The sequence below is a fragment of the Vibrio sp. TRT 21S02 genome (genome assembly GCF_050113675.1).
GTDB lineage: Bacteria > Pseudomonadota > Gammaproteobacteria > Enterobacterales > Vibrionaceae > Vibrio.
On record NZ_JBNJOI010000011.1, the window covers coordinates 67,143 to 92,251 of the forward strand.

At 45.0% G+C, this 25,109-nt stretch carries 21 protein-coding genes and 1 other annotated feature; of the genes, 11 read left to right on the forward strand and 10 right to left on the reverse strand.

Translation table 11 applies throughout. From position 1 onward, the window contains the following. Nucleotides 1–30 precede the first annotated feature (30 nt). A complete protein-coding gene (locus ACQEXU_RS14925) occupies nt 31–1,278 on the reverse strand; it encodes a multifunctional CCA addition/repair protein (RefSeq protein WP_427011425.1) in 1,248 nt (415 codons plus the stop codon). Nucleotides 1,279–1,336: 58 nt separating this feature from the next. Here ACQEXU_RS14925 and ACQEXU_RS14930 point away from each other — a divergent pair, with 58 nt between their 5' ends. Both ACQEXU_RS14930 and ACQEXU_RS14935 read left to right on the forward strand, forming a co-directional pair. Next, nucleotides 1,337–2,956, forward strand: a complete 1,620-nt coding sequence (locus ACQEXU_RS14930; RefSeq protein WP_427011426.1) for an ExeA family protein — start codon at nt 1,337–1,339, stop codon at nt 2,954–2,956. Next, entirely contained in the window at nt 2,953–3,726 is a 774-nt protein-coding gene (locus ACQEXU_RS14935; RefSeq protein WP_427011427.1) for a general secretion pathway protein GspB, read from the forward strand. The genes ACQEXU_RS14930 and ACQEXU_RS14935 overlap by 4 nt, the downstream gene beginning before the upstream one ends. A 38-nt stretch (nt 3,727–3,764) precedes the next feature. Here the strand turns inward: ACQEXU_RS14935 and ACQEXU_RS14940 are convergent, their stop codons facing one another. From ACQEXU_RS14940 to ACQEXU_RS14950, 3 genes are all read right to left on the reverse strand, one after another. After that, on the reverse strand, nt 3,765–4,376 hold the full coding sequence (locus ACQEXU_RS14940; RefSeq protein WP_367988203.1) for a TIGR04211 family SH3 domain-containing protein: 612 nt from the start codon (nt 4,374–4,376) through the stop codon (nt 3,765–3,767). A 162-nt stretch (nt 4,377–4,538) separates the two neighbouring features. Continuing rightward, the gene (locus tag ACQEXU_RS14945; RefSeq protein ID WP_427011428.1) at nt 4,539–5,798 is read right to left on the reverse strand and encodes an inorganic phosphate transporter; all 1,260 of its coding nucleotides are present in this window, start codon (nt 5,796–5,798) and stop codon (nt 4,539–4,541) included. 129 nt (nt 5,799–5,927) lie between these two features. Beyond that, nucleotides 5,928–6,608 carry a TIGR00153 family protein gene (locus ACQEXU_RS14950; protein ID WP_367988205.1) on the reverse strand — a complete coding sequence of 227 codons (681 nt, stop codon included), beginning with the start codon at nt 6,606–6,608 and terminating at the stop codon, nt 5,928–5,930. Nucleotides 6,609–6,812: 204 nt separating this feature from the next. Between ACQEXU_RS14950 and ACQEXU_RS14955 the strand changes: the two genes are divergently transcribed. Then, nucleotides 6,813–8,330 carry a CYTH domain-containing protein gene (locus ACQEXU_RS14955; protein ID WP_427011429.1) on the forward strand — a complete coding sequence of 506 codons (1,518 nt, stop codon included), beginning with the start codon at nt 6,813–6,815 and terminating at the stop codon, nt 8,328–8,330. Between the two features lie 16 nt (nt 8,331–8,346). Here the strand turns inward: ACQEXU_RS14955 and ACQEXU_RS14960 are convergent, their stop codons facing one another. Next, nucleotides 8,347–9,117 (reverse strand): potassium channel family protein, encoded by a 771-nt coding sequence (locus ACQEXU_RS14960; protein ID WP_427011430.1) that lies wholly within the window; start codon nt 9,115–9,117, stop codon nt 8,347–8,349. A gap of 88 nt (nt 9,118–9,205) precedes the next feature. Between ACQEXU_RS14960 and ACQEXU_RS14965 the strand changes: the two genes are divergently transcribed. From ACQEXU_RS14965 to hldE, 3 genes are all read left to right on the forward strand, one after another. Next, nucleotides 9,206–10,462, forward strand: a complete 1,257-nt coding sequence (locus ACQEXU_RS14965) for a methyl-accepting chemotaxis protein (protein ID WP_427011431.1) — start codon at nt 9,206–9,208, stop codon at nt 10,460–10,462. 116 nt (nt 10,463–10,578) lie between these two features. Further along, complete coding sequence (gene glnE, locus ACQEXU_RS14970) at nt 10,579–13,419, forward strand: bifunctional [glutamate--ammonia ligase]-adenylyl-L-tyrosine phosphorylase/[glutamate--ammonia-ligase] adenylyltransferase (RefSeq protein ID WP_427011432.1); 2,841 nt, start codon at nt 10,579–10,581, stop codon at nt 13,417–13,419. 72 nt (nt 13,420–13,491) lie between these two features. Next, the gene (hldE, locus tag ACQEXU_RS14975; RefSeq protein ID WP_427011433.1) at nt 13,492–14,922 is read left to right on the forward strand and encodes a bifunctional D-glycero-beta-D-manno-heptose-7-phosphate kinase/D-glycero-beta-D-manno-heptose 1-phosphate adenylyltransferase HldE; all 1,431 of its coding nucleotides are present in this window, start codon (nt 13,492–13,494) and stop codon (nt 14,920–14,922) included. A gap of 113 nt (nt 14,923–15,035) precedes the next feature. Here the strand turns inward: hldE and arcA are convergent, their stop codons facing one another. Further along, nucleotides 15,036–15,752, reverse strand: a complete 717-nt coding sequence (gene arcA / locus ACQEXU_RS14980) for a two-component system response regulator ArcA (protein ID WP_367988211.1) — start codon at nt 15,750–15,752, stop codon at nt 15,036–15,038. A gap of 330 nt (nt 15,753–16,082) precedes the next feature. Between arcA and ACQEXU_RS14985 the strand changes: the two genes are divergently transcribed. Both ACQEXU_RS14985 and ACQEXU_RS14990 read left to right on the forward strand, forming a co-directional pair. Beyond that, a complete protein-coding gene (locus ACQEXU_RS14985; RefSeq protein ID WP_427011434.1) occupies nt 16,083–16,469 on the forward strand; it encodes a DUF3293 domain-containing protein in 387 nt (128 codons plus the stop codon). A 26-nt stretch (nt 16,470–16,495) separates the two neighbouring features. Continuing rightward, the gene (locus tag ACQEXU_RS14990; RefSeq protein WP_367988213.1) at nt 16,496–16,981 is read left to right on the forward strand and encodes a putative 4-hydroxy-4-methyl-2-oxoglutarate aldolase; all 486 of its coding nucleotides are present in this window, start codon (nt 16,496–16,498) and stop codon (nt 16,979–16,981) included. Here ACQEXU_RS14990 and ACQEXU_RS14995 read toward each other — a convergent pair. Further along, on the reverse strand, nt 16,978–17,436 hold the full coding sequence (locus ACQEXU_RS14995) for a hypothetical protein (protein ID WP_427011435.1): 459 nt from the start codon (nt 17,434–17,436) through the stop codon (nt 16,978–16,980). The two genes, ACQEXU_RS14990 and ACQEXU_RS14995, sit on opposite strands and share 4 nt — an antisense overlap. 283 nt (nt 17,437–17,719) lie before the next feature. After that, nucleotides 17,720–17,836, forward strand: a sequence feature (Thr leader region). Nucleotides 17,837–17,865: 29 nt separating this feature from the next. On the opposite strand from ACQEXU_RS14995, the gene thrA reads away from it, so the two are divergent. From thrA to thrC, 3 genes are read left to right on the forward strand one after another with little or no spacing between them, the layout of a single operon-like run. Further along, nucleotides 17,866–20,325, forward strand: a complete 2,460-nt coding sequence (gene thrA, locus ACQEXU_RS15000) for a bifunctional aspartate kinase/homoserine dehydrogenase I (protein WP_367988215.1) — start codon at nt 17,866–17,868, stop codon at nt 20,323–20,325. Nucleotides 20,326–20,341: 16 nt separating this feature from the next. Then, nucleotides 20,342–21,298: a homoserine kinase gene (thrB, locus tag ACQEXU_RS15005; RefSeq protein WP_427011485.1), complete on the forward strand. Its 957-nt coding sequence runs from the start codon at nt 20,342–20,344 to the stop codon at nt 21,296–21,298. Then, the gene (thrC, locus tag ACQEXU_RS15010) at nt 21,295–22,578 is read left to right on the forward strand and encodes a threonine synthase (protein ID WP_427011436.1); all 1,284 of its coding nucleotides are present in this window, start codon (nt 21,295–21,297) and stop codon (nt 22,576–22,578) included. Before thrB ends, thrC begins: the two co-directional genes overlap by 4 nt. A gap of 58 nt (nt 22,579–22,636) precedes the next feature. Here thrC and ACQEXU_RS15015 read toward each other — a convergent pair whose 3' ends face one another. The 3 genes from ACQEXU_RS15015 to ACQEXU_RS15025 form a co-directional block, all read right to left on the reverse strand. Next, the gene (locus tag ACQEXU_RS15015; protein ID WP_427011437.1) at nt 22,637–23,257 is read right to left on the reverse strand and encodes a TRIC cation channel family protein; all 621 of its coding nucleotides are present in this window, start codon (nt 23,255–23,257) and stop codon (nt 22,637–22,639) included. A 73-nt stretch (nt 23,258–23,330) separates the two neighbouring features. Continuing rightward, the gene (gene btuF, locus ACQEXU_RS15020) at nt 23,331–24,152 is read right to left on the reverse strand and encodes a vitamin B12 ABC transporter substrate-binding protein BtuF (protein ID WP_427011438.1); all 822 of its coding nucleotides are present in this window, start codon (nt 24,150–24,152) and stop codon (nt 23,331–23,333) included. Next, nucleotides 24,153–25,106, reverse strand: a complete 954-nt coding sequence (locus tag ACQEXU_RS15025; RefSeq protein ID WP_427011439.1) for a cobalamin biosynthesis family protein — start codon at nt 25,104–25,106, stop codon at nt 24,153–24,155. It abuts the gene before it with no gap. Nucleotides 25,107–25,109 lie beyond the last annotated feature (3 nt).

Genomic DNA, 25,109 nt, shown 5'->3' on the forward strand with positions numbered 1-25,109 from the left:
AACAAGAGCAACGGCTTAAGAGGAGGGACGTTATTGAGTTAGGTTCTTTATCGCTTGAATCCTACGTTTTTCCATCTCTTCACGAATTGCTGCACCTTTAAATCCATCTTTGATGATATCTTTGACTTCAACGCTCAATGCCGCTTGGTAAGATTGTTTAAAAATTTCTTTTTGCGGATATGGATTGGATTCACAACCAAGTCTTCCGGCGTGATCAGCCTGACAGCAGAGTAAGATATTTTCGAGCCGGTCTGGTTTGCGCCAGACATCGAATGAGTTGAGAACTTTCAACTTTGTGGCTGGCTTTAGTTCCGCTGCACGATGTATGTTTGAGTGCTGTTCACAAACCATTAAAGCGAGATCGCGAAACTCGTTAGGAACTTTGACTCGCTGACATAATTCTTGAATAAGTTTGATGCCCGTGTAGCAATGGCGCTTATGGCTTGGCCATTCATTTTCCGGTGTGACCCCTTTGCCTAAATCGTGTACTTGCGAAGCAAATCGGACAGGAAGCGAGGTTGAGAGTTGTGCCGCTTGCTTTGCCACCATTAATGTGTGGACTCCAGTATCAATCTCAGGGTGCCATTGCTCTGGTTGAGGCACACTAAATAAACGATCGAGCTCAGGCAATACAATTTTTAGCGCCCCGCATTCTCTCAGTACAGACAAAAACACTTGCGGATCCTGAGTCGAAAGCGATTTATACCACTCTTGCCACACACGCTCAGGGGTAAGAAATTGGAGTTCACCACTTTGTGCGATTTGCTTCATTAGCGCTATTGTTTCTGGAGCGATAGTAAAGCCCAAATGAGAGAGCTTTGCTGCGAAGCGAGCTACGCGTAGTACTCGGAGTGGGTCTTCAGTGAAAGCATCAGAAACATGGCGTAAGATACGATTCTGGAGATCGGCTTTACCACCATATGGGTCAATTAAGTCACCATTTTTATCTTGAGCTATGGCATTGATGGTTAAATCCCGTCGCAGCAAGTCTTCTTCTAGGGTGACATCGGCAGCAAAGTGGCACTCAAACCCCGTATAGCCCGAGCCGGTCTTGCGTTCTGTTCGAGCTAGCGCGTGCTCTTCTTTGGTTGTTGGGTGGAGGAATACTGGAAAATCTTTACCCACAGGTGTAAAGCCAGCTTCCAACATCTGCTTTGGTGAGCTGCCAACCACCACCCAATCTTTGTCATAGACAGCAATATTAAGTAACAGGTCGCGCACTGCGCCACCAACTAGGTATACTTGCACCTTTCTACCTCGAAACGAATTATTCGCCATTGGCGTTGTCTTAAGCCAATGGTACTTTTCCTGATAATAAAATTATAGAGACGAGAGTATGTATAAGGAATTTTTTGGCTTTGTGGAACAACCTTTTTCGATTGTTCCTAGCTCTCGCTATTTGTATTTAAGCCAAAGACACCAAGAAGCTATTAACCATTTAAATAGCGGCTTAGGTGAAGGTGGTGGTTTTGCCATGCTGTCTGGTGAAGTAGGCACTGGCAAAACGACGGTTGCCCGGGCGATGTTGAAGTCACTGGATGCTCAGACACAAGCGGGCTTCATTCTTAATCCAACGTTTTCCTCGCTAGAATTGCTGCAAGCGATCTGTGATGAATTTGAGATCGAATACGTTGAATCAGCGACCTTAAAACAGCTGAGCCAAGCCATCTATCAATTTCTGTTGGCTAACCATGCCAACGGAATGCAGACACTCTTAGTCATTGATGAAGCTCAGCACCTTGCGGCTGACGTTCTAGAGCAACTTCGTTTACTGACCAATTTAGAAACTGACAGCCGCAAACTATTAAAGGTGTTGTTGATTGGTCAGCCTGAGCTGCAACAAAAATTGCAGATGCCGCAGCTACGTCAGCTCGCACAGCGTATTACAGGCCGATATCACTTGTTACCGCTAACACTAGAAGAATCGGCGAAGTATATTCAATTTCGTCTTGATACGGCGGGTGGCGATGTTCATCTGTTTGATGCTAAAAGTTTAAAATGTATTGCTGCGCATACACACGGTATTCCACGTTTAATCAATTTAGCATGCGATGCGGCATTACGTGGCGCATACCAAAATGGGGAGAAGAAACCTTCCTACGCAACGGTTCAATATGCTTGTTCAGAGGTGATGTCATTTCAAGGGGCGGTATACCAACCTGCTACTAGACAAAACGTTCGTTTTCCAACAGTCAATCTAGCATTACCTGTATCGTTATTAATTGGTTTGGGACTTGCTTGGGGAGCCTATGTTATGGCACCTGCGATTGCAGAGCCGTACATTGATGCCCAGTTAGCCAGTAAGTACCCACAAGTGGAATCGGTAGAGCATCGCAAAGAAGTGTTTCCTGATGTTGTTAATGTCCTTTTAGCGCGTTCAGGTGTGTTAGATGCGGAAATTCGTGAACTTTATAAGGTGTGGGGATATCAAGCCTCTCCATTTGACAGTACCTGTAGTGAGAGTGAAAGTAGCTTATTTCGCTGTGAGGCTCGTCATGGTGCCATCCAAGATATTCAGAATTTAGGCTTGCCCGTTGTATTAACATTGAGTGTTGATAACAACCGAAGTTATGCCGTTTTATACAAGTTTGATGGTGATAAAATGCAGCTTCTTGCAGATGGACAACGGGTTGAGTTGGAGAGTCGCTGGCTCAGAAAGATATGGAATGGTGAATACCATTTCATTTGGCAAAGAAGCTGGGATCAGATGTTAAAAAGTGGCATGAAAGGTGAGTCAGTTCGGTTACTCGATCAGCGTTTATCGCAATTGCTAGGTGAGTCGGAAACGGAGACGGATGAATTTGGTATTGGGTTGAAGCGTAAAGTTGAGTTATTTCAGAAATGGCAAGGCTTAGAAACCGATGGTATCGCTGGAAAACGCACTTTGGAGAAGCTTGAGCTGATGACACAACAAAATGCACCATCATTAAGCCTTGAAGAGGAGTCACGCTCATGAGTCGAGTATTACAAGCGTTAGAGTCTTCAGAACAGCAGCATAGCCGAACCTCTTTTGTATCACGTACTCCCTTGGCGCAAAGTGAAACTGCGGCGACAAAAACGTCGCCAGTAATTTATCTTGCTTGTCTGCTAGTACCAGTGGCTATAGCGACTGGAGTTAGTGTTTATCAAATCTATCAAAGTAAATTGGCGCAATGGCAAGAGCATAGCCAACCAAAGCCAGTTACGGTTGAAGTGGAAGCGTCATATAGCGTTCAAGATTACCCAGAGTTTGGTCGTTTAGCATTGAATCATTATCAACCGATGCCACGTGTTGAGCTAAGCCCGCAACGAGCGGAAGAGGTATTGACTCAAGTTACACCTGCTCATGTCGAAGAAGCAGCTGCGCCAATCGAAGTGAAGGGAGACAATGCTTTAGCTGGGTTAGATTTAAGTGCACTGCCTCCAGAGCTTGCATTGCGAGTTGAAAATGCGCTGGGAGACACTAACACGTCACGCTCCTCGTCGGCGACACGACGTCAAGATTCCATTATTGAATTAGCTCAGCAGGCGGATAAATGGCATGGAAAGCTGCCAGCGTTAAATTTTCAGACCCATGTTTACTCAAGCAATGAGAAAAAACGTTGGGTTAAAATTAATGGTACTGAGTACAGTCAGGGTGATTGGATCGGAGACATTCAGTTAGTGGCGATCGAGCAGCAATCATGTGTTATTCAGCTTGGAGAGCAGCGACTTCGTGTGCCAGCCCTATATGATTGGAAAGGATAAAAAAGAAAAAGGTCACGATGAACGTGACCTTTTTCTTTTTAAGCCCAGCCTGATGGAGAGCGTTTTCTACGTGGAATGATATGTGGCAAAAGTAAGCCAAATAGCAAGCCGCCACCAGCAACGCCGCCGCCATACATAAAGTATTTCAGTAGTAGATCATCTTTTTGCGTATCAAGCTTCGCGCGTAAGTTACGAACTTCTTCTTGTGATGCCGTTAACTGTTTGCTGATATCACTGTAATTCTGTTCAAGCTCAGAGATTTGCTTATTACGAATATCTAGAGAGTCAACCAATCCTGCTTTTTCGTTATCAGCATTGGATTGTGCATTCGCCAGTTTTCCTTTCACTTCTGCCAATTCTTTTTCTAGGCGCGGCAGGCGAAGTGCCATACTTTCTTGGCGTGTAATAAAGCGGCTTTCAACCCAACCTTTACGACCTTTTCCATCAATAACTTGGCTGTAACCTGTTTCTTTATTTGAAGAGACAAGCTGAACCTTTTCACCAGCATTGATGCTGCCAACAATACGATATTGGTTACTTGGGCCAGTGTGCATGTAGGTAAAGAGTTGATCTGCAATATAGCGATTTTGCGCCAATGCGGCAGGGGCAGCCAACATTGAAACTAAAACCATGCATAACAGTTTTTTCACGATAAATCCTTTAACAATCTTTGAGTAATTTGAATGCTAATGCGTGAAGCAAATAGTAAGAAGTTTCAGACGTCTGTGCAACAAAGAAGGGAGGCAAAGCCTCCCTTTCTGTGCATTTGAGTCAATAATGACAGTTCGCTTACAGATTATTGACTGAATAACTTAAGCGAAAGAAGCTTGAATTGCGTAAAAGAATACGACGGCTAGCAGCGCACCCGCTGGCAGTGTGACAATCCAAGAAGCAACGATGTTACGTACAACACCTAGGTTAAGTGCGGCAATACCACGCGCAAAACCTACACCAAGAACCGCACCAACGAGAGTTTGTGTGGTTGAGATTGGCAGGCCAGTGCCTGAAGCCAATACCACTGTTGATGCTGTTGCTAGCTGCGCTGCAAAACCACGACTAGGAGTCAGTTCAGTGATACCTGTACCTACCGTCGCCATAACTTTATGACCTAGGGTTGCAAGACCAACCACGATACCAAAACCACCGAGTGGTAGAATCCACCATGCAATGGTGCTTTTCGCTGTGATCTCACCCATATGTTCTACAGTCGATACAACTGCCGAAAGAGGACCAATCGCGTTTGCTACATCGTTTGAACCGTGCGCAAATGCCATTGCACATGCAGTGATAACCATCAATACGCTGAAGATGCTTTCTACGCCAGCAAAACCATGGTCTTCTTCACGGCTAGCGAATTTCTTCTGGATGTATAAGTAACCACCAACCATCACAATACCCGATACAATCGCCGCCCACATCCACGCTTCGGAGCCACTCAAGTGAAGCCCAACGTGTTTCAAGCCTTTCTTAATTGTAACCAGTGCAATCACCATGGTAGTGATGAACATGTACACAGGCACAAAGCGTTTTGCGTTGATAAGTGGTTTTTCTGTATCAAAGATCAGGCGCTGTGCACTAACAAAGATAACGTATGCAAAGAAACCAGAGATAACCGGTGTAACAATCCAACTCCCTACAATACCTTGTACTGAGCCCCAATCGACCGCTTCTGTACCTACAGACACACACGCAAAACCGATGATTGCACCGATGATTGAGTGAGTTGTAGATACTGGCCAGCCCATGTATGAAGCAAGCAGTAGCCAAGTACCAGCCGCCAGCAATGCTGACATCATACCGTAGACAAGAATGTCTGGTTGGCTAGCAAACAGAGATGTTTCGATTACACCTTTACGGATAGTGTCGGTTACTTCACCACCTGCCAAGTATGCACCCGCAAATTCAAAAATCATCGCAATGATGATGGCTTGTTTTACGGTTAGCGCTTTAGAACCTACTGATGTGCCCATCGCATTGGCAACGTCATTCGCGCCAATACCGATAGCCATTAGGAAGCCAAAAAATGCTGCAACAATGATCAGGACAGTGCCGTAGTTCGCAAGGATATCCATCGTAATACCTAGTTGTTGATAACAAGCGGAGCAAATTAGGCACGACAAAACCCCTTCGGCGCGTCAGTATTTATCGCCTATTCGGGGGAGTGCTAAAAAATGCTCTTCGTTATTTGGTTAACTTATTATTTATGAGCGAGACAACATTAGCTCAAGACGCGCGCCTACACGTTGCGCTTGATCAGCAATGCCACCTACCCATTCTAAAATTTTATAAAGGAACATTACATCGATAGGATTCATATCGTTTTCGATCGCCATTAATTGTTGGCGAAGTTCGATCTGCATCGCATCGGTGTCATCTTCGATTACATCCAGTTGATGGATCATTTCAGCCACGAGTGTTACCTCACGACCTTTAAATCCAGTTTCCAATAACTCGTCGAGCTCATTGATGACTTTTTGCGCTTGATTGGCTGCGTCAAGACAACGCTTCACATACGCAATAAAGTTTTCTTGAAGTGGCTCAGGGATGACTAATTGACGGCCGTAGACGCGGCCAGCAATGTCTTTTGCTAGGTTGGCTAGTTTGTCTTGTTGTGTCAGAAGTTCCAGCATGTCGCTGCGATCAACTGGCATAAACAAACCGCGAGGAAGCTTAAGGCGGATTTCACGTTTGAGTACGTCTGCTTCTTTCTCTAGGTGAGAAATTTGAGCACGAATTTCAGATGCTTTTTCCCAATCACCCTTTGAACTGACTTCAAAGAAGTTGATGAGGTGTGAGCAACATTCATTCACACATACAACGTGACGCTGCAAAGGCTTAATAGGGGACTTTGCAAATAACCCCATGATTGTATTTACTGGCATGGTCATTCAACCTAATTAATATAACCTAAAAATAACATACACTATTCGTGGTGAAATGTTGAACGATGGCTATAAAGGCGCGCATGGTAACGCATTAAATCGCTCATTAAAACTGTTTTAGATCATCATTGGCGCGATATTTCTCTCTTGCCGAGTGAGAAATTAGGCAATATCCTGTTTCTATCTGCTTTGAAAGGTAAAACTATGGAAACCGAGATAGAACTGAAGTTTTTTGTTTCTCCTGATTTTTCAGAGACTTTGCTGAAAAAAATCGCGGAAACGAAAGTGCTTCAGCACAGTTGTCGCGAGTTAGGTAACACATACTTCGATACGCCGGATAATTGGTTACGTCAACACGATACTGGCTTACGTATTCGCCGTTATGATGACGTTTATGTCCAAACAGTAAAAACTGCTGGACGTGTGGTTGCGGGATTGCATCAACGCCCTGAATATAATGCGGAACATTCCAGCAATGAGCCGGATTTGTCATTACACCCAGGTGACATCTGGCCATCTGGTCGAGATATCAATTCACTTCAGTCTCAGTTGGTTCCGCTTTTTTCTACGAACTTTACCAGAGAACAATGGCTCATTGGTATGCCCGATGGTAGTCAGGTTGAAGTGGCTTTCGACCAAGGTGCAGTAGAAGCCGGTGAGCTTCGTGACCCTATATGTGAAGTTGAACTTGAGCTGAAATCGGGCCAAACGGATGCGTTATTTACCTTGGCTCGCCTCCTTTGTGAAGACGGAGGAATGAGGCTTGGTAACCAAAGTAAAGCGGCGAAAGGTTATCGCCTTGCTCTGGGTTACGAGGGTGATGAAGTCAGAGAGTTACCCTTAGTGGATACGGGCAAGCATGACACGGTTGAGTATTGTTTGATTAACTCACTTGAGCATGCGTTGTCTCATTGGCACTACCATGAACAAATTTACTCAGAGCGTGATTCAATTGAAGCGCTGCATGAAATCAAAAATGCCATCAGTTTTATTCGCCAAACGCTAACTATTTATGGCGGCATCGTCCCTCGTCGTGCGAGTGCGATCTTACGCCAAGAGTTGAAATGGTTGGAGCAGGAGCTGGAATGGCTAAAAGAGTACGACTACCTTGAAGACTTGCTCGAAGATAAAGGCCATGCACTGCGTAAGCTGGATGCGCGTAAGTTCCTCGTTGCTGAGCTGACAGAAATTCAACAGCAGTTGCCTACACGTGAAGAGATACTTATCTTATTAAACTCTGCACGTTATACCGGGCTTCTACTCGATCTCAGTCGCTGGATTTTAACCAGAGGTTGGCAGCCATTTTTAGACGACAAGGCACGTCAGAAAATGGCATTAAATATTGAGCATTTTTCAGTAAGACAGCTGGATCGAACATGGGCAGAACTGATCGAGGCTTTCCCACCAGAGAAAATCTTATCCAGTCAGGAATACATCGATCAGCAATACCGTTTGATGCGTAATCTGTACACAGGAGTAGGGTTTGCTAGCCTGTATGATGCAGAAGAAAGGCAGAGTTTTCGCCTGCCTTGGGCTGACTTGATGCAAGGGATTGATGATTTGCTGATGTTGAGACCGTTGCAACGGTTGGTTGAAAAACTCAATGGAGAAGAGCGTGAGCAATTAGAACGCTGGATTTCGCGCCAAGAAGTTTCAATCTTACATGCCATGGAGCAAACGCGCATAATTAGCATCGAAGCTCAGCCATATTGGCAAGAATAGAAATAAAAGCGGGAGTTTAGCTCCCGCTTTTTTTATTGCTCTCTTGGTTATGCTCAATACGCTCTAATCTCTGTAATATCTCTTGTTGCTGTTGAACCAGTTCATGCAGCAGACGTTCTTTATTTTCTGAGCGACGAGCCTGACGACGCGTTGGAGAGGTAATAAAAGACGTGATAAGACCCGAAATCATACCGAAGATCCCGACGCCACAAATGATCAAAGCGGAAGCTAAGATTTTCCCCCCATTCGTCACCGGATAATGGTCACCATAACCGACGGTTGAAATCGTGACTAATGCCCACCACAACGCATCACCACCACTTTGAATATTGGCGTTTGCCGCTTTGCCCTCGATCATCAACATCATGCTAGAGCCCACAGTCAGAAGTACAACTAAAAGCAATAAAATCGAAGCGAGTGTGGTTTCTCGGCGGTTATCAAGTAGCTGGTGAATCACATAGTGACCGGAGCGGAGTACTAAGATCACCCGCAGGATATGAAATAGGCGAGCAAAGCGAAGCGGCTCGATCATTGGCAGGCTGGCGAGAAAATCAATCCAATGGCGTCTAAGGAATTGCACGCGATCTGTTGAGCGGATCAAATCTACGCTCAATTGTAGGAGAAAAATACTACAGATAATAAAGTCTAAGCCGATAAGAACTTGTCGCGTTTGCGGCTGTAATGGTGCGAAAAGTAACGTAGATACCACAAATAGTGCCACAAAAGACAAGATTAGTGACAGCAAGCTCATCGGCTTGGTCTCAACTTTGGTAGTATTTTTATTCATACGAGGCTCGAAATAAATCATAACCCAAGAAATTGAGGGTTAGTAGGTAGCTACAGTCCACTATATAAGACTTAATGGAGAACTGACAATGACAACGATGGCATTTAAGCCATGGGAGCGGTTGATTACGGATATTCGGCTGGTTCCAAAAATGGTGATATTGATGGTGTTCAGTACCGTGCTGATCATTGCCAAACAGCTTTGGGATGCGAGTACTTTTTATAATGCATTGCTGGTAGCAACACAGGATGAGGTGGTAGCGCAGCAACATTATGAGGCTTACTTGGTCAATGTTGTTTGGCAAACGGCACTGTTGATCATTGCTTTCGTTGTGCTCCTTCTTTTTGCTGCGCGCATCATGTTGCGCCAAACCCAATATCTGAATGATTCGATCAAACAAATGGCCAGTCGTGATCTTTCTAATCCGATCGGAATGGACTGCAAAGATGAATATGGTGATGTCGCGCGCGAGCTTGAGAAAACACGCCTTCAGCTACAAGAGATGATCAAACTTCAAGTGGATTCTTCTCAAGAGCTGGCGACCTTAACCGAAGTGATGACATTGAGCATGTCGGAAACAAAGGAATCAGCTCAAGAAGAGTTTCATGAAATTGATCAGTTAGCTACAGCGATGAGTGAGATGAGCTCAACCGTGCAAACCGTTGCCGATCACGCGCAAAGTGCCTCGTCACTTACCGAAAGTGCCTCGAATCAAGCGCAAACAGGGCAAAGTTTTGTCAATGGCACCGTTGCGAAAATTACTGAGCTATCACAAGACATTTCTGCTTCAGCTCAAGCGGTGAATCAAGTGGAGGATAGCGTTGAATCCATAGGCAGCGTTATTGGTACTATTCAAGGGATCTCTGAACAAACCAATCTACTTGCGCTGAACGCTGCAATCGAAGCTGCACGTGCAGGTGAAGCGGGCCGCGGTTTTGCCGTGGTAGCGGATGAAGTTCGTAACTTAGCTCAGCGCACTCAAGAAGCAACCGTTGAAATTCAAGAGATGATCACTCAGTTACAGTCGAACGCGAATACGGCTGTTGAGCTGATGGAAAAAAGTGTCGTGGAAGCGGCGGAAGGCGTTGAATTGGTGACCAATGCCGGTAACGAGCTTGATGGCATTGTTGGGCAAGTGAATCAAATCAATGACATGAACTTCCAGATTGCCACTGCAGCAGGGCAGCAAAGTAGTGTTGCTGGTGAGATGAATCAAAACCTGACAAATGTCCGTGAGTTAGTTGAGGCTTCGGTAACGGTAGTCAGTGAGTTATTGGAAACCTCTGAAATCATGCAGCAGAACGCCGAAGAGTTGGATAAAAAGATCACCTCTTTCAAAATCTAGTCTGCCATTAAGTATGAATAAACGCCCACAGCTCAACTGTGGGCGTTTTTTATTGGCTTAACTCTGGTATAACTAAGGGATTCCCTTTCAAAGGCTTATTGATACAAGGAAGATACATGCAACTGCCTGCCAGCCTCGTTAGTATTTCTCAATCTGTACTCGATTCTTTCTCACAATCACCGCATGTCGAACGCTGGTCACCCGTTCGTTTGGCAGAGCTCAATTACGTTGTTGGCATAAGTAAGTTTGTCTCTGAAAACTTGCTTAAAGATGAACATCTACAACAACATTTGCCAGATATGTTGGATGAAAACAGGCGTTGTGAGCAGTATCGAAGTCGACTATCGGCACTGCTGGCTGAGTGTCATGATGAAATGCAAGGACACCGCATTTTACGCCAGTTCCGCAATCGAGAAATGACGTACATTGCTTGGCGAGATTTCACGGCAAGCTGGTCTTTAGAAGAGAGCTTGGAGCATTTGTCTGAGCTGGCTGAAGCAATGATCTTCGAAACCTACCAATGGCAGTATCAAGAATGTTGTGAGTTATGGGGAACACCTTGTAACGAGGAAGGTGAGGCGCAGCCGATGTTGATCATTGGTATGGGTAAGCTTGGCGGTGGAGAGCTCAATTTTTCTTCGGATATTGATCTGATCTTCACGTATCCAGAAAACGGAGAAACCCAAGGGGCTCGTCGTAGCATTGCCAATGCCCAGTTTTTTACTCGTCTTGGTCAACGTATTATTAAAGCGTTGGATCTGCAAACCTTTGATGGTTTCTGTTATCGAGTTGACATGCGTTTGCGCCCATTTGGAGAAAGTGGCCCGTTGGTCATGAGTTATGCCGCTCTAGAGGATTACTATCAGGAACAAGGGCGAGACTGGGAACGTTACGCCATGATTAAAGCGCGCGTTATGGGGCGTGAGATGTATAGCCAGTATCAAGAGTTACGTCAGATGCTGCGTCCTTTTGTATTTCGTCGTTATATCGATTTCAGCGCCATCGAATCATTGCGCCGTATGAAGTCAATGATCAGCAGTGAAGTACGTCGTCGTGGTTTGAGTAATAACATCAAACTTGGGGCTGGTGGCATTCGGGAAGTTGAGTTTATTGCGCAAGTATTCCAATTGATCCGAGGAGGACGAGAACCTAGCCTGAGGCAACGTGGTTTATTAGTAACACTATCGGCCATAAAAGAGCTAGAACAGTTAACCCCCCAAGAAGTTGATCAGTTGCATGCTGCCTATGTGTTTTTACGTCGACTAGAAAACTTATTGCAAGCGATGGCTGACAAACAAACCCAAACCTTACCCGAGAGTGAATTGGAGCAATTACAGCTGGCCACGGCCATGGGTTATAGCGAATGGGCACAACTGATTGAGCATGTGCAGGCGCACATGGGCAATGTTCATCGGGTATTCACTCATTTGATTGGCGATGATGAAGAGGAAGTCACCGAGGTTGCCAAGCACTTCCACGAATTATGGGATATGGCACATAAGCGCGATGTGATTGAACATATTTTACAGCATGATCTTAGCGTAGAAGCTGTGACACAAAAAGCCGACACCATCATTCAGTTCAAACAAGACTTAGCGAAGAAAACCTTAGGTCCGCGCGGGCGAGAGGTATTAAATCGTTTGATGCCAAAAGTGTTCTCGGCCATTTTTGCTCATAAGGATGCGCAGTTTGGGTTATCACGTGTTCTGCATCTATTGCATCGTATCGTCACACGGACCACTTACTTGGAGCTGCTTGATGAGCACAATGCTGCACTGACGCAGTTAGTACGTCTATGTACTGCAAGCCCGATGATTTCAGAGCAGCTAGGGCGCTATCCTATTCTTCTTGATGAGCTGATTGATCCGCAGCAGCTGTATAACCCTGTACCATTAGATTCGTATCGAGTCGAGTTACGTGATTATCTTGCTCGAATTCCGGAAGATGATATGGAGCAGCAAATGGAAGCGCTGCGTCAGTTTAAGCAAATCTGCATTTTGCGTATTGCTGCCGCTGATATTGCCGGCGTTCTACCTGTGATGAAAGTGAGTGATCACTTAACTTATCTTGCGGAAGCTATTGTTGAAGCTGTTGTTGGCCAAGCATGGCAACAGATGACAGAAAAATATGGAGAGCCAACCCACGTAATGGATCGCGAAGGCAATGGGTTTGCTGTCATTGGCTACGGAAAAGTTGGAGGCTGGGAGTTAGGCTATAACTCCGATCTCGACATCGTGTTTATGCACGATTGCCCCGTCAATGTTTATACCAATGGCAAGAAGGAAATTGACGGCCGTCAGTTTTATTTACGTCTTGCTCAACGGATCATCCATATTTTCTCTACGCGAACAGCTTCGGGAATTCTGTATGAGGTCGACACGCGGTTAAGGCCATCTGGTGCATCTGGATTATTGGTTAGCCCAACGGACGCGTTTGATGAGTATCAACGCCAAGATGCATGGACATGGGAGCATCAAGCTTTAGTTAGAGCAAGAATGATCTACGGTGATGCCCCATTGTTCGAGGCTTTCCATCAAACTCGTCATAACATTTTAACGCTTGAGCGTGATCATCAAGAGTTGAAAAAGAGTGTGGTCGATATGCGCGAGAAAATGCGCGATCATCTTGGTGGAAAAAAAGCAGGGCGTTTTATGTTGAAACAAGATCCTGGTGGGATCACCGACATTGAATTCCTCGCCCAGTATTTGGTTCTGAATTACAGTCACACAAAGCCCAAGCTAACACGTTGGTCAGACAACGTACGCATATTTGAGTCCTTAATCGCTCAAGATGTGATGGAGGAAGACCAAGCAATGGCGATCACGCATGCCTATACAACCATGCGAGATCAAATACATCACCGTAATCTACTCAATTTAGAAGCTGATGTGGCGGAAGATAAGCTTCAGACCGAACGAGATCTCGTCATCAAGGTTTGGAAGCAATGGCTGGATTAGTCACAGACAAGAGTACAGAGACGAAAAGGGCTGTGTTAAACTCTCGCCAGAAATAGAAATTGGAGACATACAATGAAACCAATCCTACCTGACTACAGTGATTCAGGCGTATTAATTATTGGTGACGTAATGCTGGATCGTTACTGGTATGGCCCGACTGGCCGTATATCACCAGAAGCTCCAGTCCCTGTAGTGAAAGTAGAGAACAATGAAGAGCGTCCAGGTGGAGCTGCAAACGTGGCCATGAATATCGCTTCATTAGGTGGACATGCTCACATTGTTGGTTTAACAGGGATTGATGAACCTGCGAAAGTGCTTAATGAAACACTTTCTGCTTTGAAAATTAAATGTGACTTTGTATCGCTACCCAATTACCCAACTATTACCAAATTGCGAGTATTGAGCCGTGGGCAGCAATTGATCCGTTTGGACTTTGAAGACAAATTTGAAAATACTGATGCTGAACTCATTCTTAACCGCATGACGCAAGCACTGCCAACTGTGAGGTCTGTTGTTCTGTCTGATTATGCTAAGGGCGCTCTTGAGCACGTTCAGCAGTATATCCAGAAAGCACGTGCAGCCAACGTACCTGTGTTTATCGATCCGAAAGGGGCTGATTTTGAGCGTTATCGCGGTGCAACATTGTTGACACCAAATATGGCAGAGTTCGAACTCGTCGTTGGTAAAGTCAAAAATGAGCAAGAATTGGTAGAAAAGGGTTTAGCGCTGATTGAAGAGTTTGATTTCGAAGCGCTACTTGTGACCCGCAGTGAACATGGTATGACTTTGCTTCGCCGCGGTGAAGAGCCTTTCCATTTACCGACATTAGCAAAAGAAGTTTACGATGTGACGGGCGCCGGTGACACCGTGATCTCTGTGTTAGCCGCTTCTGTAGCTGCCGGTAAACCGTTAGACGAAGCTTGTGCTCTGGCTAATGCGGCTGCGGGCGTGGTTGTTGGTAAACTCGGTACGTCAACGGTATCGACTATCGAATTGGCTGAAGCGGTTCATGGTAGCCAAGATACCGATTTTGGTGTTATCACTGAAACTGCACTAATTGAAGCGGTTAGAAAAGCACAAGCACGTGGTGAGAAAGTAGTCATGACCAATGGCTGCTTTGACATTTTGCATGCTGGTCATGTTTCGTACCTAAACCATGCTGCAGAGCTAGGTGATCGACTGATCGTTGCAGTTAACACTGATGAATCTGTGAAGCGCCTGAAAGGTCCTGGTCGTCCGGTTAATCCTACGGATCGTCGTATGGCGGTATTAGCAGGATTGGGTGCCGTGGATTGGGTTGTGCCATTTGGAGAAGATACGCCACAACGCCTCATTTCTGAAGTCCTGCCTGACATGCTTGTGAAAGGCGGTGATTATAAACCTGAAGAGATTGCTGGTGGTCAAGAAGTCATCGCTAATGGCGGCGAAGTAAAAGTTCTTAACTTTGAAGATGGCTGTTCTACGACAGAAATCATTGACGCAATTAAAGGTGGCCGAGGCTAACTTTATTTAAGCTCAAATTGAAATGCTCGTCAGATGACGAGCATTTTTGTTTAACACAAATGTTAGATATAAAAAATGGAGCCATTTGGCTCCATTTTTTTAGATAGAGTAAATTACTCTTCTAGATCACCACAGAAACGGTAACCTTCACCATGAATCGTTGCAATGATTTCTGGAGTGCCAGAAACCGATTCAAAGTGTTTACGGATGCGACGAATTGTTACGTCTACCGTACGGTCATGTGGTTTAAGTTCACGGCCAGTCATTTTCTTTAGAAGATCGGCGCGAGTTTGAATTTTGCCTGGGTTTTCACAGAAGTGCAGCAATGCACGAAACTCAGAGCGTGGTAGCTTGTAGCTGTCGCCAGCAGGGCTAACCAATGAACGGCTGTTGATATCTAATACCCAACCGTTGAATTCGTATTTTTCTACCGAGCGCTTCTCTTCTTGAGTTGCGTTCGCGTTCATTGAACGACTTAGCAGGTTACGTGCACGAATCGTCAATTCACGTGGGTTAAATGGCTTAGTAATGTAGTCATCTGCGCCGATTTCTAGGCCCAGAATTTTATCGACTTCGTTGTCGCGACCAGTTAAGAACATTAAAGCAACATTCGCTTGTTCACGTAGTTCGCGAGCAAGCAGTAGACCATTTTTACCCGGTAGGTTGATGTCCATAATCACCAAATTAACTTGGTTTTCAGACAGCACGTGGTGCATCTCTTCACCGTCACTGGCCTCAAAAACAGCGTATCCCTCTGCTTCAAAAATACTCTTAAGAGTGTTACGAGTTACTTGCTCATCTTCTACGATAAGAATGTGCGGGGTTTGCATTGGCGGTACCTAAACTTGTGAAAAAATTGTGCTAATAGAATAAATTCTAGGCAAAAACATAACATACAGGTAATGTGATGTTGATAATAAACCAAAGCCTATAAAAATACACTGTCTTTGATCGCCCGCCTTCCGTGGTATGCGCCTTCTATTTAGGTTGAACTCCTTTCCCTAACTTACTCTACTAGGCTTTGAAGCGGATTCTATAATGTTAACAGCATGCTAACAACGCTGAAATGTTAATTCCATGCACTTTGTTGATTTATATCAAGAGTTCATATGTAACAAATAATAATAGTATTGGGTAAATATAAAACAACGGATTATAGGATGATAGACGCACAATTATGGCAGGCATACTGTGACCCTTACTTCCGGTTTGAGAGGTCGGTTAAGTTTGCCGAATTTGCGATTATCACCGCTTGGAACCCAAACAGTAAATGGCGGTCAGAAAAAGAAAATTGTTTAAATAATCGGCTGTTACTTCAAGATATCAACCATAATCAATATATCGAGGTAGTGGTTGGAGATGAACAGTTCTCTTGGTCTGAAGCCAGTTTTGCTGTGGAAATGAGCCGTTCTGAGGCCATTTGTTTAGCAAGACGATACCAGCAAAATGCAATTTATTATGTTCAAAGAGAAGCGCTATGGTTGCTGTCTTGTTTATCGGACCGCACTGAATTAGAGCTTGGAAGCTGGAAGCAGCGTTTGAGATAAGGAACTTGAGTTATCACGGAGGAAAAATGAACGATATAACACCAGATATTTGCGATAAGTTTGAAGATGAAGTGACACTCGTTGATCTGCCGTTACAAAGTTTTGGTCAGCGAAGTGCTTTTTGGGGAGAAATCGTTACCGTTCGTTGTTATCACGACAACTCGAAAGTGCGAGAAGTGCTTAGCCAAGAAGGCAAAGGAAAAGTGCTGGTTATCGACGGGCATGGCTCCTGCCAAAAAGCACTGCTCGGTGATCAGTTAGCTATTCTAGCGATTGATAATCATTGGGAAGGAATCATCGTATACGGTGTTGTGAGAGATGTTGCCGCAATGTCACAGATGGATTTAGGCATAAAAGCATTAGGAACAAGTCCGTTTAAAACTGAAAAGCGTGGTGCCGGTGATATCAATGTTACTTTGACCATTCACAATGAAATGATCCAACCTGGTGACTACATCTACGCGGATTGGAATGGTGTGCTTATGTCCAAAGAGTTATTGGATTGGAGCTAAAAGCGAAAGCCTAAACCAACCTCAACCCCTTGCTGCCACGTTTGATAATCAAGCGTGGCATGCAAATCTAAATTGTCAGTCAGTTGCATCCTACTAGAGAGCTCCGCAGAAATGGATGTCTCTTTTTGTTCTTCAAGGCTTGTGTCTGCGTAGGTATGCAAAGTGCTTTTCACGGAAATTTTGGGTGAGACTTGATAGCTCACGCCACTGATCAACCCGTTATTCATACTTTCAGTATTGTTAACGCGGGCCCCGACATACAAATCAATTTTATTAAAAATATTGTATGAGTAACCGCCATCAATCGACCAACTGTCGAAGCCGTGATGATCTTGCTCGCTGGATAGAAACAGTTGATGTGGTGATTTCAGCTTGTGAGCCGGTAAGGTGGGTAATTCTGTCGCCAAAACAGAATTAGCTAAGAGTGCTGCTACGAAGCCAAGTATTATTTTCATATGCACTCCTTGTTATTTTGATTCTCTCCACTGCAAGACTAATTAAAGCATAAAACTTACAGACTAGAAGTAAGTTTTATATAGTAATTCGTTATTATGATATGTGCTAATGGTTTCATTTGTGACTGCAATATTGAAGGGCGGAATTTTGCATACGAATGAGAAATGCACTGAGCGAGGGTAAAAAAAGCAAAGTTTTCATTGACTCTGTGTCCGGAAATAAGGTACACGTATTGGTAAGCAAACACACAAATGTACGCATAAATTGATGTTTTCAAGCAGCCTAACAGTAACGACCACAACCATTATTATTACCGACATGACATGCGTTGGGGCAGGCTGCTAAGCGAAAGAAATTCAAAAAAAGGCCTGTATCCAACAAGATACAGGCCTTTTTTTATGCCAAATTAATACTATCTGGAGGAAGGGATGCGAGTTTTAAAATTTGGAGGCTCCTCGTTAGCGGATGCAGATCGCTTGTTAAGAGCAGCGGACATTATCGCCAACAATGCACAACAAGAAGAAGTCGCTGTTGTATTGTCGGCACCAGGGAAAACGACCAATAAATTGGTTGCTGTCATTGAATCAGCACTAAAAAATGGTGAAGCAGAATTACAAATTGCAGAGTTGGAAGACTCATTTCGCGACTTATTCCAAGATATTAAAGCGGCAGTACCTACCATTGATGGTGCAGCCTATGACAATCAAGTCAAAACCTCTCTTTCTCAACTGCGCCAGTTTGTTCATGGCATTAACCTATTGGGGATGTGTCCAGACAACGTCAATGCGCGCATCATCAGTAAAGGTGAGCGCGTATCGATTCAATTAATGAAAGCGGTGCTAGAGGCGAAAGGCCAGCCAGCAAGCTTGATCGACCCAGTTGAGTACCTATTTGCCCGTGGCGAGCCTCTTGAAGCCATGGTTGATGTCGAAGTTTCTACACAGAATTTCCGTCACAAACCACTCCCACAAGGCCACGTGAATATTATGCCTGGTTTTACTGCTGGTGATGAAAATGGTCAGTTAGTAACGCTTGGCCGTAACGGCTCTGATTACTCGGCAGCAGTCTTGGCTGCTTGTTTAAGAGCAGATTGCTGTGAAATTTGGACGGATGTTGATGGTGTATACAACTGTGATCCTCGTTTAGTTGATGATGCGCGTCTGTTGAAGTCTCTCAGTTATCAAGAAGCGATGGAGTTGTCTTACTTCGGAGCTTCAGTGCTTCACCCTAAAACCATTGCTCCAATCGCCCAGTTCCATATTCCATGTCTGATCAAAAACAGCTTTAATCCTCAAGGTGCCGGTACATTAATCGGTCAAGATACTGGTGAAGATAACCTTGCGATCAAAGGCATTACGACACTCAGCGACCTGACTATGGTCAACGTTTCAGGCCCAGGTATGAAAGGCATGGTTGGGATGGCGAGCCGAGTGTTTGGTGCGATGTCATCTGCTGGGGTGTCAATTGTACTGATCACGCAATCTTCTTCTGAGTACAGCATCAGCTTCTGTATTGAATCGCAAGATAAAGCTCTCGCTGAGCAAGCGTTATCGGATGCATTTGAGCTGGAACTGAAAGATGGCTTACTTGAACCTGTGGATTTCACGGATGATGTGGCTATCGTGACGCTGGTTGGTGATGGTATGCGAACTTCTCGCGGCGTCGCGTCACAATTTTTCTCTTCTCTAGCAGAAGTGAATGTCAATATTGTTGCTATTGCTCAAGGGTCATCTGAGCGTGCTATCTCTGCGGTTATTCCAGAAGATAAAATTTCTGAAGCGATCAAAGCGTGTCATGAAAACCTGTTTAACTCGAAGCATTTCCTTGACGTATTTGTTGTCGGTGTTGGTGGTGTTGGTGGTGAGTTGGTGGATCAAATTCAACGTCAACAAACGAAATTGGCTGAGAAAGGCATCATCTTACGCGTATGCGGTTTAGCAAACAGTAAAGGCTTGCTATTGGATAGTGCAGGGCTTCCGCTTGAGCACTGGCGTGATCGTATGAATGATGCGACAGAAGAGTTCAGCTTATCTCGTCTCATCTCTCTGGTTCAGCGTAATCACATTATTAACCCTGTGCTGGTGGACTGTACTTCTAGTGAAGGGATTGCCAACCAATATGCAGATTTCTTAGCGGCTGGTTTCCATGTTGTTACGCCTAACAAGAAAGCCAATACAGCAAGCATGTCTTATTACCATCAGCTTCGCGATGTTGCGCGTAGCTCACGTCGTAAATTGATGTATGAAACTACGGTTGGTGCTGGCCTTCCCGTGATTGAAAACCTGCAAAACCTTATCTCTGCTGGAGATGAGTTAGAGAAATTCAACGGTATTTTGTCTGGCTCGCTTTCTTATATCTTTGGCAAGTTAGATGAAGGTATGACTTTGAGTGAAGCGACGAATATCGCCAAAGAAAATGGCTTTACCGAACCTGATCCACGTGATGATCTGTCCGGTATGGATGTTGCGCGTAAGCTGCTGATCCTTGCCCGTGAAGCTGGCATGAACTTAGAGCTTGAAGACGTTGAAGTGGATCAGGCATTGCCGCCAGGTTTTGATGACTCAGGTAGCATTGAAGAATTTATGACTCGCCTACCAGAAGCGGATGCTTACTTTAAACAGCAAGTTGAAGAAGCGGCGAAACAAGGCAAAGTTCTACGCTACGTTGGTGAAATTTTAGATGGTAAGTGCAAAGTACGCATCGCTGCAGTTGATGAAAATGACCCAATGTACAAGATCAAAGATGGTGAAAATGCGCTGGCATTCTACAGTCGTTACTATCAGCCTATTCCTTTGGTATTACGTGGTTACGGTGCTGGTACAGAAGTAACGGCTGCAGGTGTATTTGCGGATGTCATGCGTACACTCGGTTGGAAGTTGGGAGTTTAATTTGATGGACAGTGGGATGAATGTTGTCGTTTACGCTCCAGCTTCAATTGGTAATGTTAGCGTAGGTTTTGATGTGTTGGGGGCGGCGGTGTCCCCAATTGACGGCACCTTATTGGGTGATCGCGTTATGGTCCGCTCTGGGGCGGAACCATTTTCTCTTAAAACGGCAGGTAGCTTTGTCGATAAACTGCCACAAAACCCTAAAGAGAATATTGTGTACGATTGCTGGCGAGTGTTTGCTCGCGAGCTAGATAAAAAAGGCGTTGAGCTCAAGCCTGTTGAATTAACACTTGAGAAGAATATGCCGATTGGCTCAGGCCTTGGTTCTAGTGCGTGCTCCATTGTTGCTGCCTTAGATGCACTTAACCGTTTCCATAATGAACCACTCTCTGAAATGGAGTTGTTGGCGCTTATGGGGGAAATGGAAGGGCAAATTTCAGGGGGGATTCACTATGATAATGTTGCCCCTTGTTACCTTGGCGGTTTGCAGTTAATGCTGGAAGAGCTGGGGATCATCAGCCAAGAAGTACCTTGTTTCGATGAATGGTATTGGGTTATGGCGTATCCGGGAATTAAAGTGTCAACGGCAGAAGCCCGTTCGATACTACCCTCTCAATATCGACGCCAAGATGTGATTGCTCATGGTCGTCATTTGGCTGGCTTTATTCATGCGTGCCATTCTGGTCAGCCAGAGTTGGCGGCCAAAATGATCAAAGACGTGATCGCAGAACCATATCGTGAGAAACTGCTTCCTGGTTTTGCCAATGCACGTCAATACGCAGCATCTGCTGGAGCATTAGCAACCGGTATTTCTGGCAGTGGTCCGACACTGTTCAGTATTTGCAAAGAGAAAGATGTCGCCGAGCGTGTCGCGCGCTGGTTAGAACAAAATTATGTACAAAATGAAGAAGGATTCGTCCATGTTTGTCGTTTAGATAAACAAGGTTCGAAAATGACAGGAAGTGAGCTATGAAGCTTTACAATATAAAAGAAAATGATGAACAAGTTTCCTTTGGCCAAGCTGTACGCCAAGGGCTAGGCCGTAATCAAGGTCTATTTTTCCCATCGGAATTACCAAAATTTGAAGACGTTGATGCGCTACTGGCAGAAGATTTTGTCTCTCGTAGCACCAAGATCCTATCAGCACTGATTGGTGATGAACTGGCGGAAGAGCAAGTCAACGCAATGGTTGATGCTGCATTCCAATTCCCAGCACCAATCAACCAAGTCAAAGATGGCGTTTACGCACTAGAGCTTTTCCATGGTCCAACCCTTGCGTTTAAAGACTTTGGCGGCCGCTTCATGGCGCAATCTCTTGCTGCTGTTTCTAACGGTGGCAAGATCACTATTCTGACTGCGACTTCTGGCGATACTGGCGCAGCCGTTGCGCACGCTTTCTACGGTATGGAAGACATTAATGTGGTGATCCTTTATCCGAAAGGTAAGATCAGCCCACTGCAAGAGAAGCTATTCTGTACGCTTGGTAAGAACATTCACACAGTAGCGATCGATGGCGACTTCGATGCTTGTCAGGCACTTGTTAAGCAAGCCTTTGATGATGCTGCACTGCGCGAAGAGATCGGTCTTAATTCTGCAAACTCAATTAACATTAGCCGTTTGATGGCACAAATCTGTTACTACTTTGAAGCTGCTGCGCAAATGAGCAAGCAAGAGCGTGAAAACCTAGTGGTGTCAGTACCAAGCGGTAACTTTGGTAACCTAACTGCAGGTCTGTTGGCAAAATCGCTCGGTCTACCTATCAAGCGCTTCATTGCTGCGACTAACGCTAATGATACTGTGCCACGCTACCTCGAAACAGGTAAGTGGGAGCCAAAACCAACGGTTGCAACAACATCGAATGCAATGGATGTGAGCCAGCCAAATAACTGGCCTCGTATTGAAGAGCTATGCCGTGTCAAAGAGTGGGGCTTAGAGACGCTAGGTAAAGGTGCGGTTTCTGATGAGCAAAGTGCACAATCAGTGAAAGACCTATACTCACTCGGTTACTTATGCGAGCCGCATGGTGCCATTGCTTACCGTGTACTGGAAGAGCAGCTTCAAGAAGGCGAAACTGGTCTGTTCCTATGTACTGCGCACCCTGCGAAGTTCAAAGAAGTGGTGGATGAAATCTTGGAATCAGACATCGAGCTTCCTGCGCCGTTAGCGAAACATGCAGCGATGGAACTGCTGTCTGAAGACCTCGCTAATGATTTCGACTCACTAAAAGAAGTGCTTCGTCGAGTACAGAAATAATCTATAAAGATTGAAGATTAAAAAAGGTCACCTAGGTGACCTTTTTGTTTTTTGGGGACTATTTATTCAATGCAAACGTCGGTAATGATAAGTGCCAGCGAATTGCCCCTAAACGGATCAGCAATGTCGAAAGAACGCCAGCTAAGAATGCATTTTGACTGTGGTAGCCCATTGCAAGCGCTGTTGTATGAAAAATACCGCCAATAATACATGCTGTTGCGTAGACTTCACTTCTCAATACCATCGGCACTTCGCGAGCGAGCACATCACGAATGATCCCGCCACCACATCCAGTGATAACACCCATGATGATGGCAACCAAAGCTGAATCTTGGTAACGCATTGCTTTCTCGACCCCAATACCGACGAATACGGCTAATCCAATGGCATCGCAAACGGGCAATATCCACCAAGCAAGTCGTTTTGGGCGTCGAACAATTAACATAGTGAGTAAGCAGGTGATCAAAATGACCCAGAGATAGTTTGTATCTTTAATCCAGAATACAGGAGTGGCACCAAGTGACATATCACGAATGGTTCCGCCTCCTATTGCGGTAACGCTCCCCAATACTGCGACACCGAATGGGTCCATTTTTAAACGACCTGCGAGTAAAACGCCGGAGACAGCAAAAACGGCCGTACCGAATAAATCGATAATATAAAGCAGCATGGAATCCATGTTACTGATTTCTCTTGATTGACTTGTTAACTAACCACTGATGCCGGATTGTACGGTATCTCAAACGAAAACGTTACCGTTTTTGGCGAATGCTTTCAAAATGCTCACAAACCTCTTTGATGGCCTTTAATGTTCGGGGCGTTGGGCGGTTTAGCCAGTCAGAATTGAGACTCCAAATATGCTGATTTTTTATTGCGTCGAGTTGTTTATCCCATTTTTGCCACATATTGCCATTTCTGATTGCGTGCTCAGAAGTGAAAATGACCTCGGGGTTTGCTAATAAGACTTGCTCTTGTCCAACTTGTGGGTAGGGAATTGCGCTAGATTCAAAGACGTTCACACCGCCACAAAATGAAAACACCTCACTCGGCCATTTGCCTTGAGCTAGCGTAATTATGGGACTTTCACTCAATTGATAGAAATAGCGAACTGGCTCTGTGGTCCTGTATTGTTGGGACATCTGATTAAGTTGCTGGCGAAACTCAAAGGCTTTTTGTTTAGCAACTTCTGGCTGCTCAGCGTATTGGCCAAGTTGCTCAATGCTGCGAGCTATGCCTTCTAGCGAGCCTGTCTGCGAGTAATAGATGTTGAGTCCGAATTGTTTTAGTTTTGAGAGTTCTTTTTCTGGATTCCCCGCAGGCCAAGCTATGACTAGATCTGGTTGCAGCGCAATAATTCGCTCAATTTTTATACCTTGATAGTTAGCCACTTTTTCAAGGTGTTTTGCTTGCTCGGGGTAATCACTGTGCTCACTGACGGCGATTAATTTATCACCTAATCCTGCCGCATATGCGAGCTCAGTCGCGTGGGGTGCAAGGCTTATTACTCGTTGGGCGGGTTTGGCAAAAGCGGAAGTCGCCAATAATAGGCAACACAGAGGGATAATGCGAAACATCTAAATTCCTTGATAAATAAAGCCCATGATTAAGCTTTGAAGAACTATCCATGCAAACATGCGCCACGCTAATAGCTTTTGAACCTGCGCAATATGCAACGCAGCAGGCGCAATCCTCCCCCCAAGTTTGGCTCGTACGGCTTTATACCCATCGTACATTGCCGGACCGCCAAGGGACAATTCGAGCTTGGCTCCCACGGAAATCAATAACCATGAAGGGCCTGGCAGAGGCCACGTAGCGGCTTGCTGTTTTAAGAGCTGAAATACTTCTTTGGTACGTTGGCCAATTGCGATCATCAGAGCAAATAATCGAAGTGGAATAAAATCCAGTATGGCAACAGCTCTTACGACAGGAAGGCCGAATGGAAGGAACGCTTTTCGTGATGGAGACCAAGCGCGAGCCAACTCAACATTCATGCGGTAGAGAAACGCCCCAATTCCACCGGCAATGCCATACCAAAACAATACGCATATTACATTGCGGCCATAAGACATAATCAGTGTTTCAGCACCAGCTTTGCCCAAACCAAGCAGAGACAGTGGCTGTGTCGAGCGGTTTATCAGTGGCGTGATAAGCTGCTTCGCATGTTGCTTATCTTCTTTTGCAAGCGCTTGAATAAACTGGTTGGTGAATTTGTCGGTATTGCGCCAATCGATAGCCAAAAGCAATAACGCTAATTCAAATAAATGTGGTTCCCAAACTAAGGGCTTGAGAGCAATGAGTACTATCCACATCGGGATGATCATTAATAACCAAGCTAAAGTGCCGGAAATCATACTCTGTGAGTAATGATGATTGGTATTAACTTTGTTTGCTAACTGCTCTGCAAACTTATGCCATAGGATGGCTGGGTGCGCTTCCCGTGGGAAAGGGAGAATTAAATGAATGAACAACGCGCCCCATAAGACGAGGAGCGCGCCATTGGCGTAGAGTTGATTTAATAGTTCTTCCATGAT

What these genes read in the sequence shown, in the direction of transcription:
- ACQEXU_RS14965 (WP_427011431.1), top strand. Translation starts at nt 9,206, where the DNA reads ATGACAACGATGGCATTTAAGCCATGGGAGCGGTTGATTACGGATATT.
- ACQEXU_RS14990 (WP_367988213.1), top strand. Translation starts at nt 16,496, where the DNA reads ATGAACGATATAACACCAGATATTTGCGATAAGTTTGAAGATGAAGTG.
- thrC (WP_427011436.1), top strand. Translation starts at nt 21,295, where the DNA reads ATGAAGCTTTACAATATAAAAGAAAATGATGAACAAGTTTCCTTTGGC.
- glnE (WP_427011432.1), top strand. Translation starts at nt 10,579, where the DNA reads ATGCAACTGCCTGCCAGCCTCGTTAGTATTTCTCAATCTGTACTCGAT.
- arcA (WP_367988211.1), bottom strand. Translation starts at nt 15,752, where the DNA reads ATGCAAACCCCGCACATTCTTATCGTAGAAGATGAGCAAGTAACTCGT.
- ACQEXU_RS14955 (WP_427011429.1), top strand. Translation starts at nt 6,813, where the DNA reads ATGGAAACCGAGATAGAACTGAAGTTTTTTGTTTCTCCTGATTTTTCA.
- thrA (WP_367988215.1), top strand. Translation starts at nt 17,866, where the DNA reads ATGCGAGTTTTAAAATTTGGAGGCTCCTCGTTAGCGGATGCAGATCGC.
- ACQEXU_RS14950 (WP_367988205.1), bottom strand. Translation starts at nt 6,608, where the DNA reads ATGCCAGTAAATACAATCATGGGGTTATTTGCAAAGTCCCCTATTAAG.
- ACQEXU_RS14935 (WP_427011427.1), top strand. Translation starts at nt 2,953, where the DNA reads ATGAGTCGAGTATTACAAGCGTTAGAGTCTTCAGAACAGCAGCATAGC.
- ACQEXU_RS14945 (WP_427011428.1), bottom strand. Translation starts at nt 5,798, where the DNA reads ATGGATATCCTTGCGAACTACGGCACTGTCCTGATCATTGTTGCAGCA.
- ACQEXU_RS15025 (WP_427011439.1), bottom strand. Translation starts at nt 25,106, where the DNA reads ATGGAAGAACTATTAAATCAACTCTACGCCAATGGCGCGCTCCTCGTC.
- ACQEXU_RS14985 (WP_427011434.1), top strand. Translation starts at nt 16,083, where the DNA reads ATGATAGACGCACAATTATGGCAGGCATACTGTGACCCTTACTTCCGG.
- hldE (WP_427011433.1), top strand. Translation starts at nt 13,492, where the DNA reads ATGAAACCAATCCTACCTGACTACAGTGATTCAGGCGTATTAATTATT.
- ACQEXU_RS14925 (WP_427011425.1), bottom strand. Translation starts at nt 1,278, where the DNA reads ATGGCGAATAATTCGTTTCGAGGTAGAAAGGTGCAAGTATACCTAGTT.
- btuF (WP_427011438.1), bottom strand. Translation starts at nt 24,152, where the DNA reads ATGTTTCGCATTATCCCTCTGTGTTGCCTATTATTGGCGACTTCCGCT.
- ACQEXU_RS15015 (WP_427011437.1), bottom strand. Translation starts at nt 23,257, where the DNA reads ATGGATTCCATGCTGCTTTATATTATCGATTTATTCGGTACGGCCGTT.
- ACQEXU_RS14930 (WP_427011426.1), top strand. Translation starts at nt 1,337, where the DNA reads ATGTATAAGGAATTTTTTGGCTTTGTGGAACAACCTTTTTCGATTGTT.
- ACQEXU_RS14995 (WP_427011435.1), bottom strand. Translation starts at nt 17,436, where the DNA reads ATGAAAATAATACTTGGCTTCGTAGCAGCACTCTTAGCTAATTCTGTT.
- ACQEXU_RS14960 (WP_427011430.1), bottom strand. Translation starts at nt 9,117, where the DNA reads ATGAATAAAAATACTACCAAAGTTGAGACCAAGCCGATGAGCTTGCTG.
- thrB (WP_427011485.1), top strand. Translation starts at nt 20,342, where the DNA reads ATGAATGTTGTCGTTTACGCTCCAGCTTCAATTGGTAATGTTAGCGTA.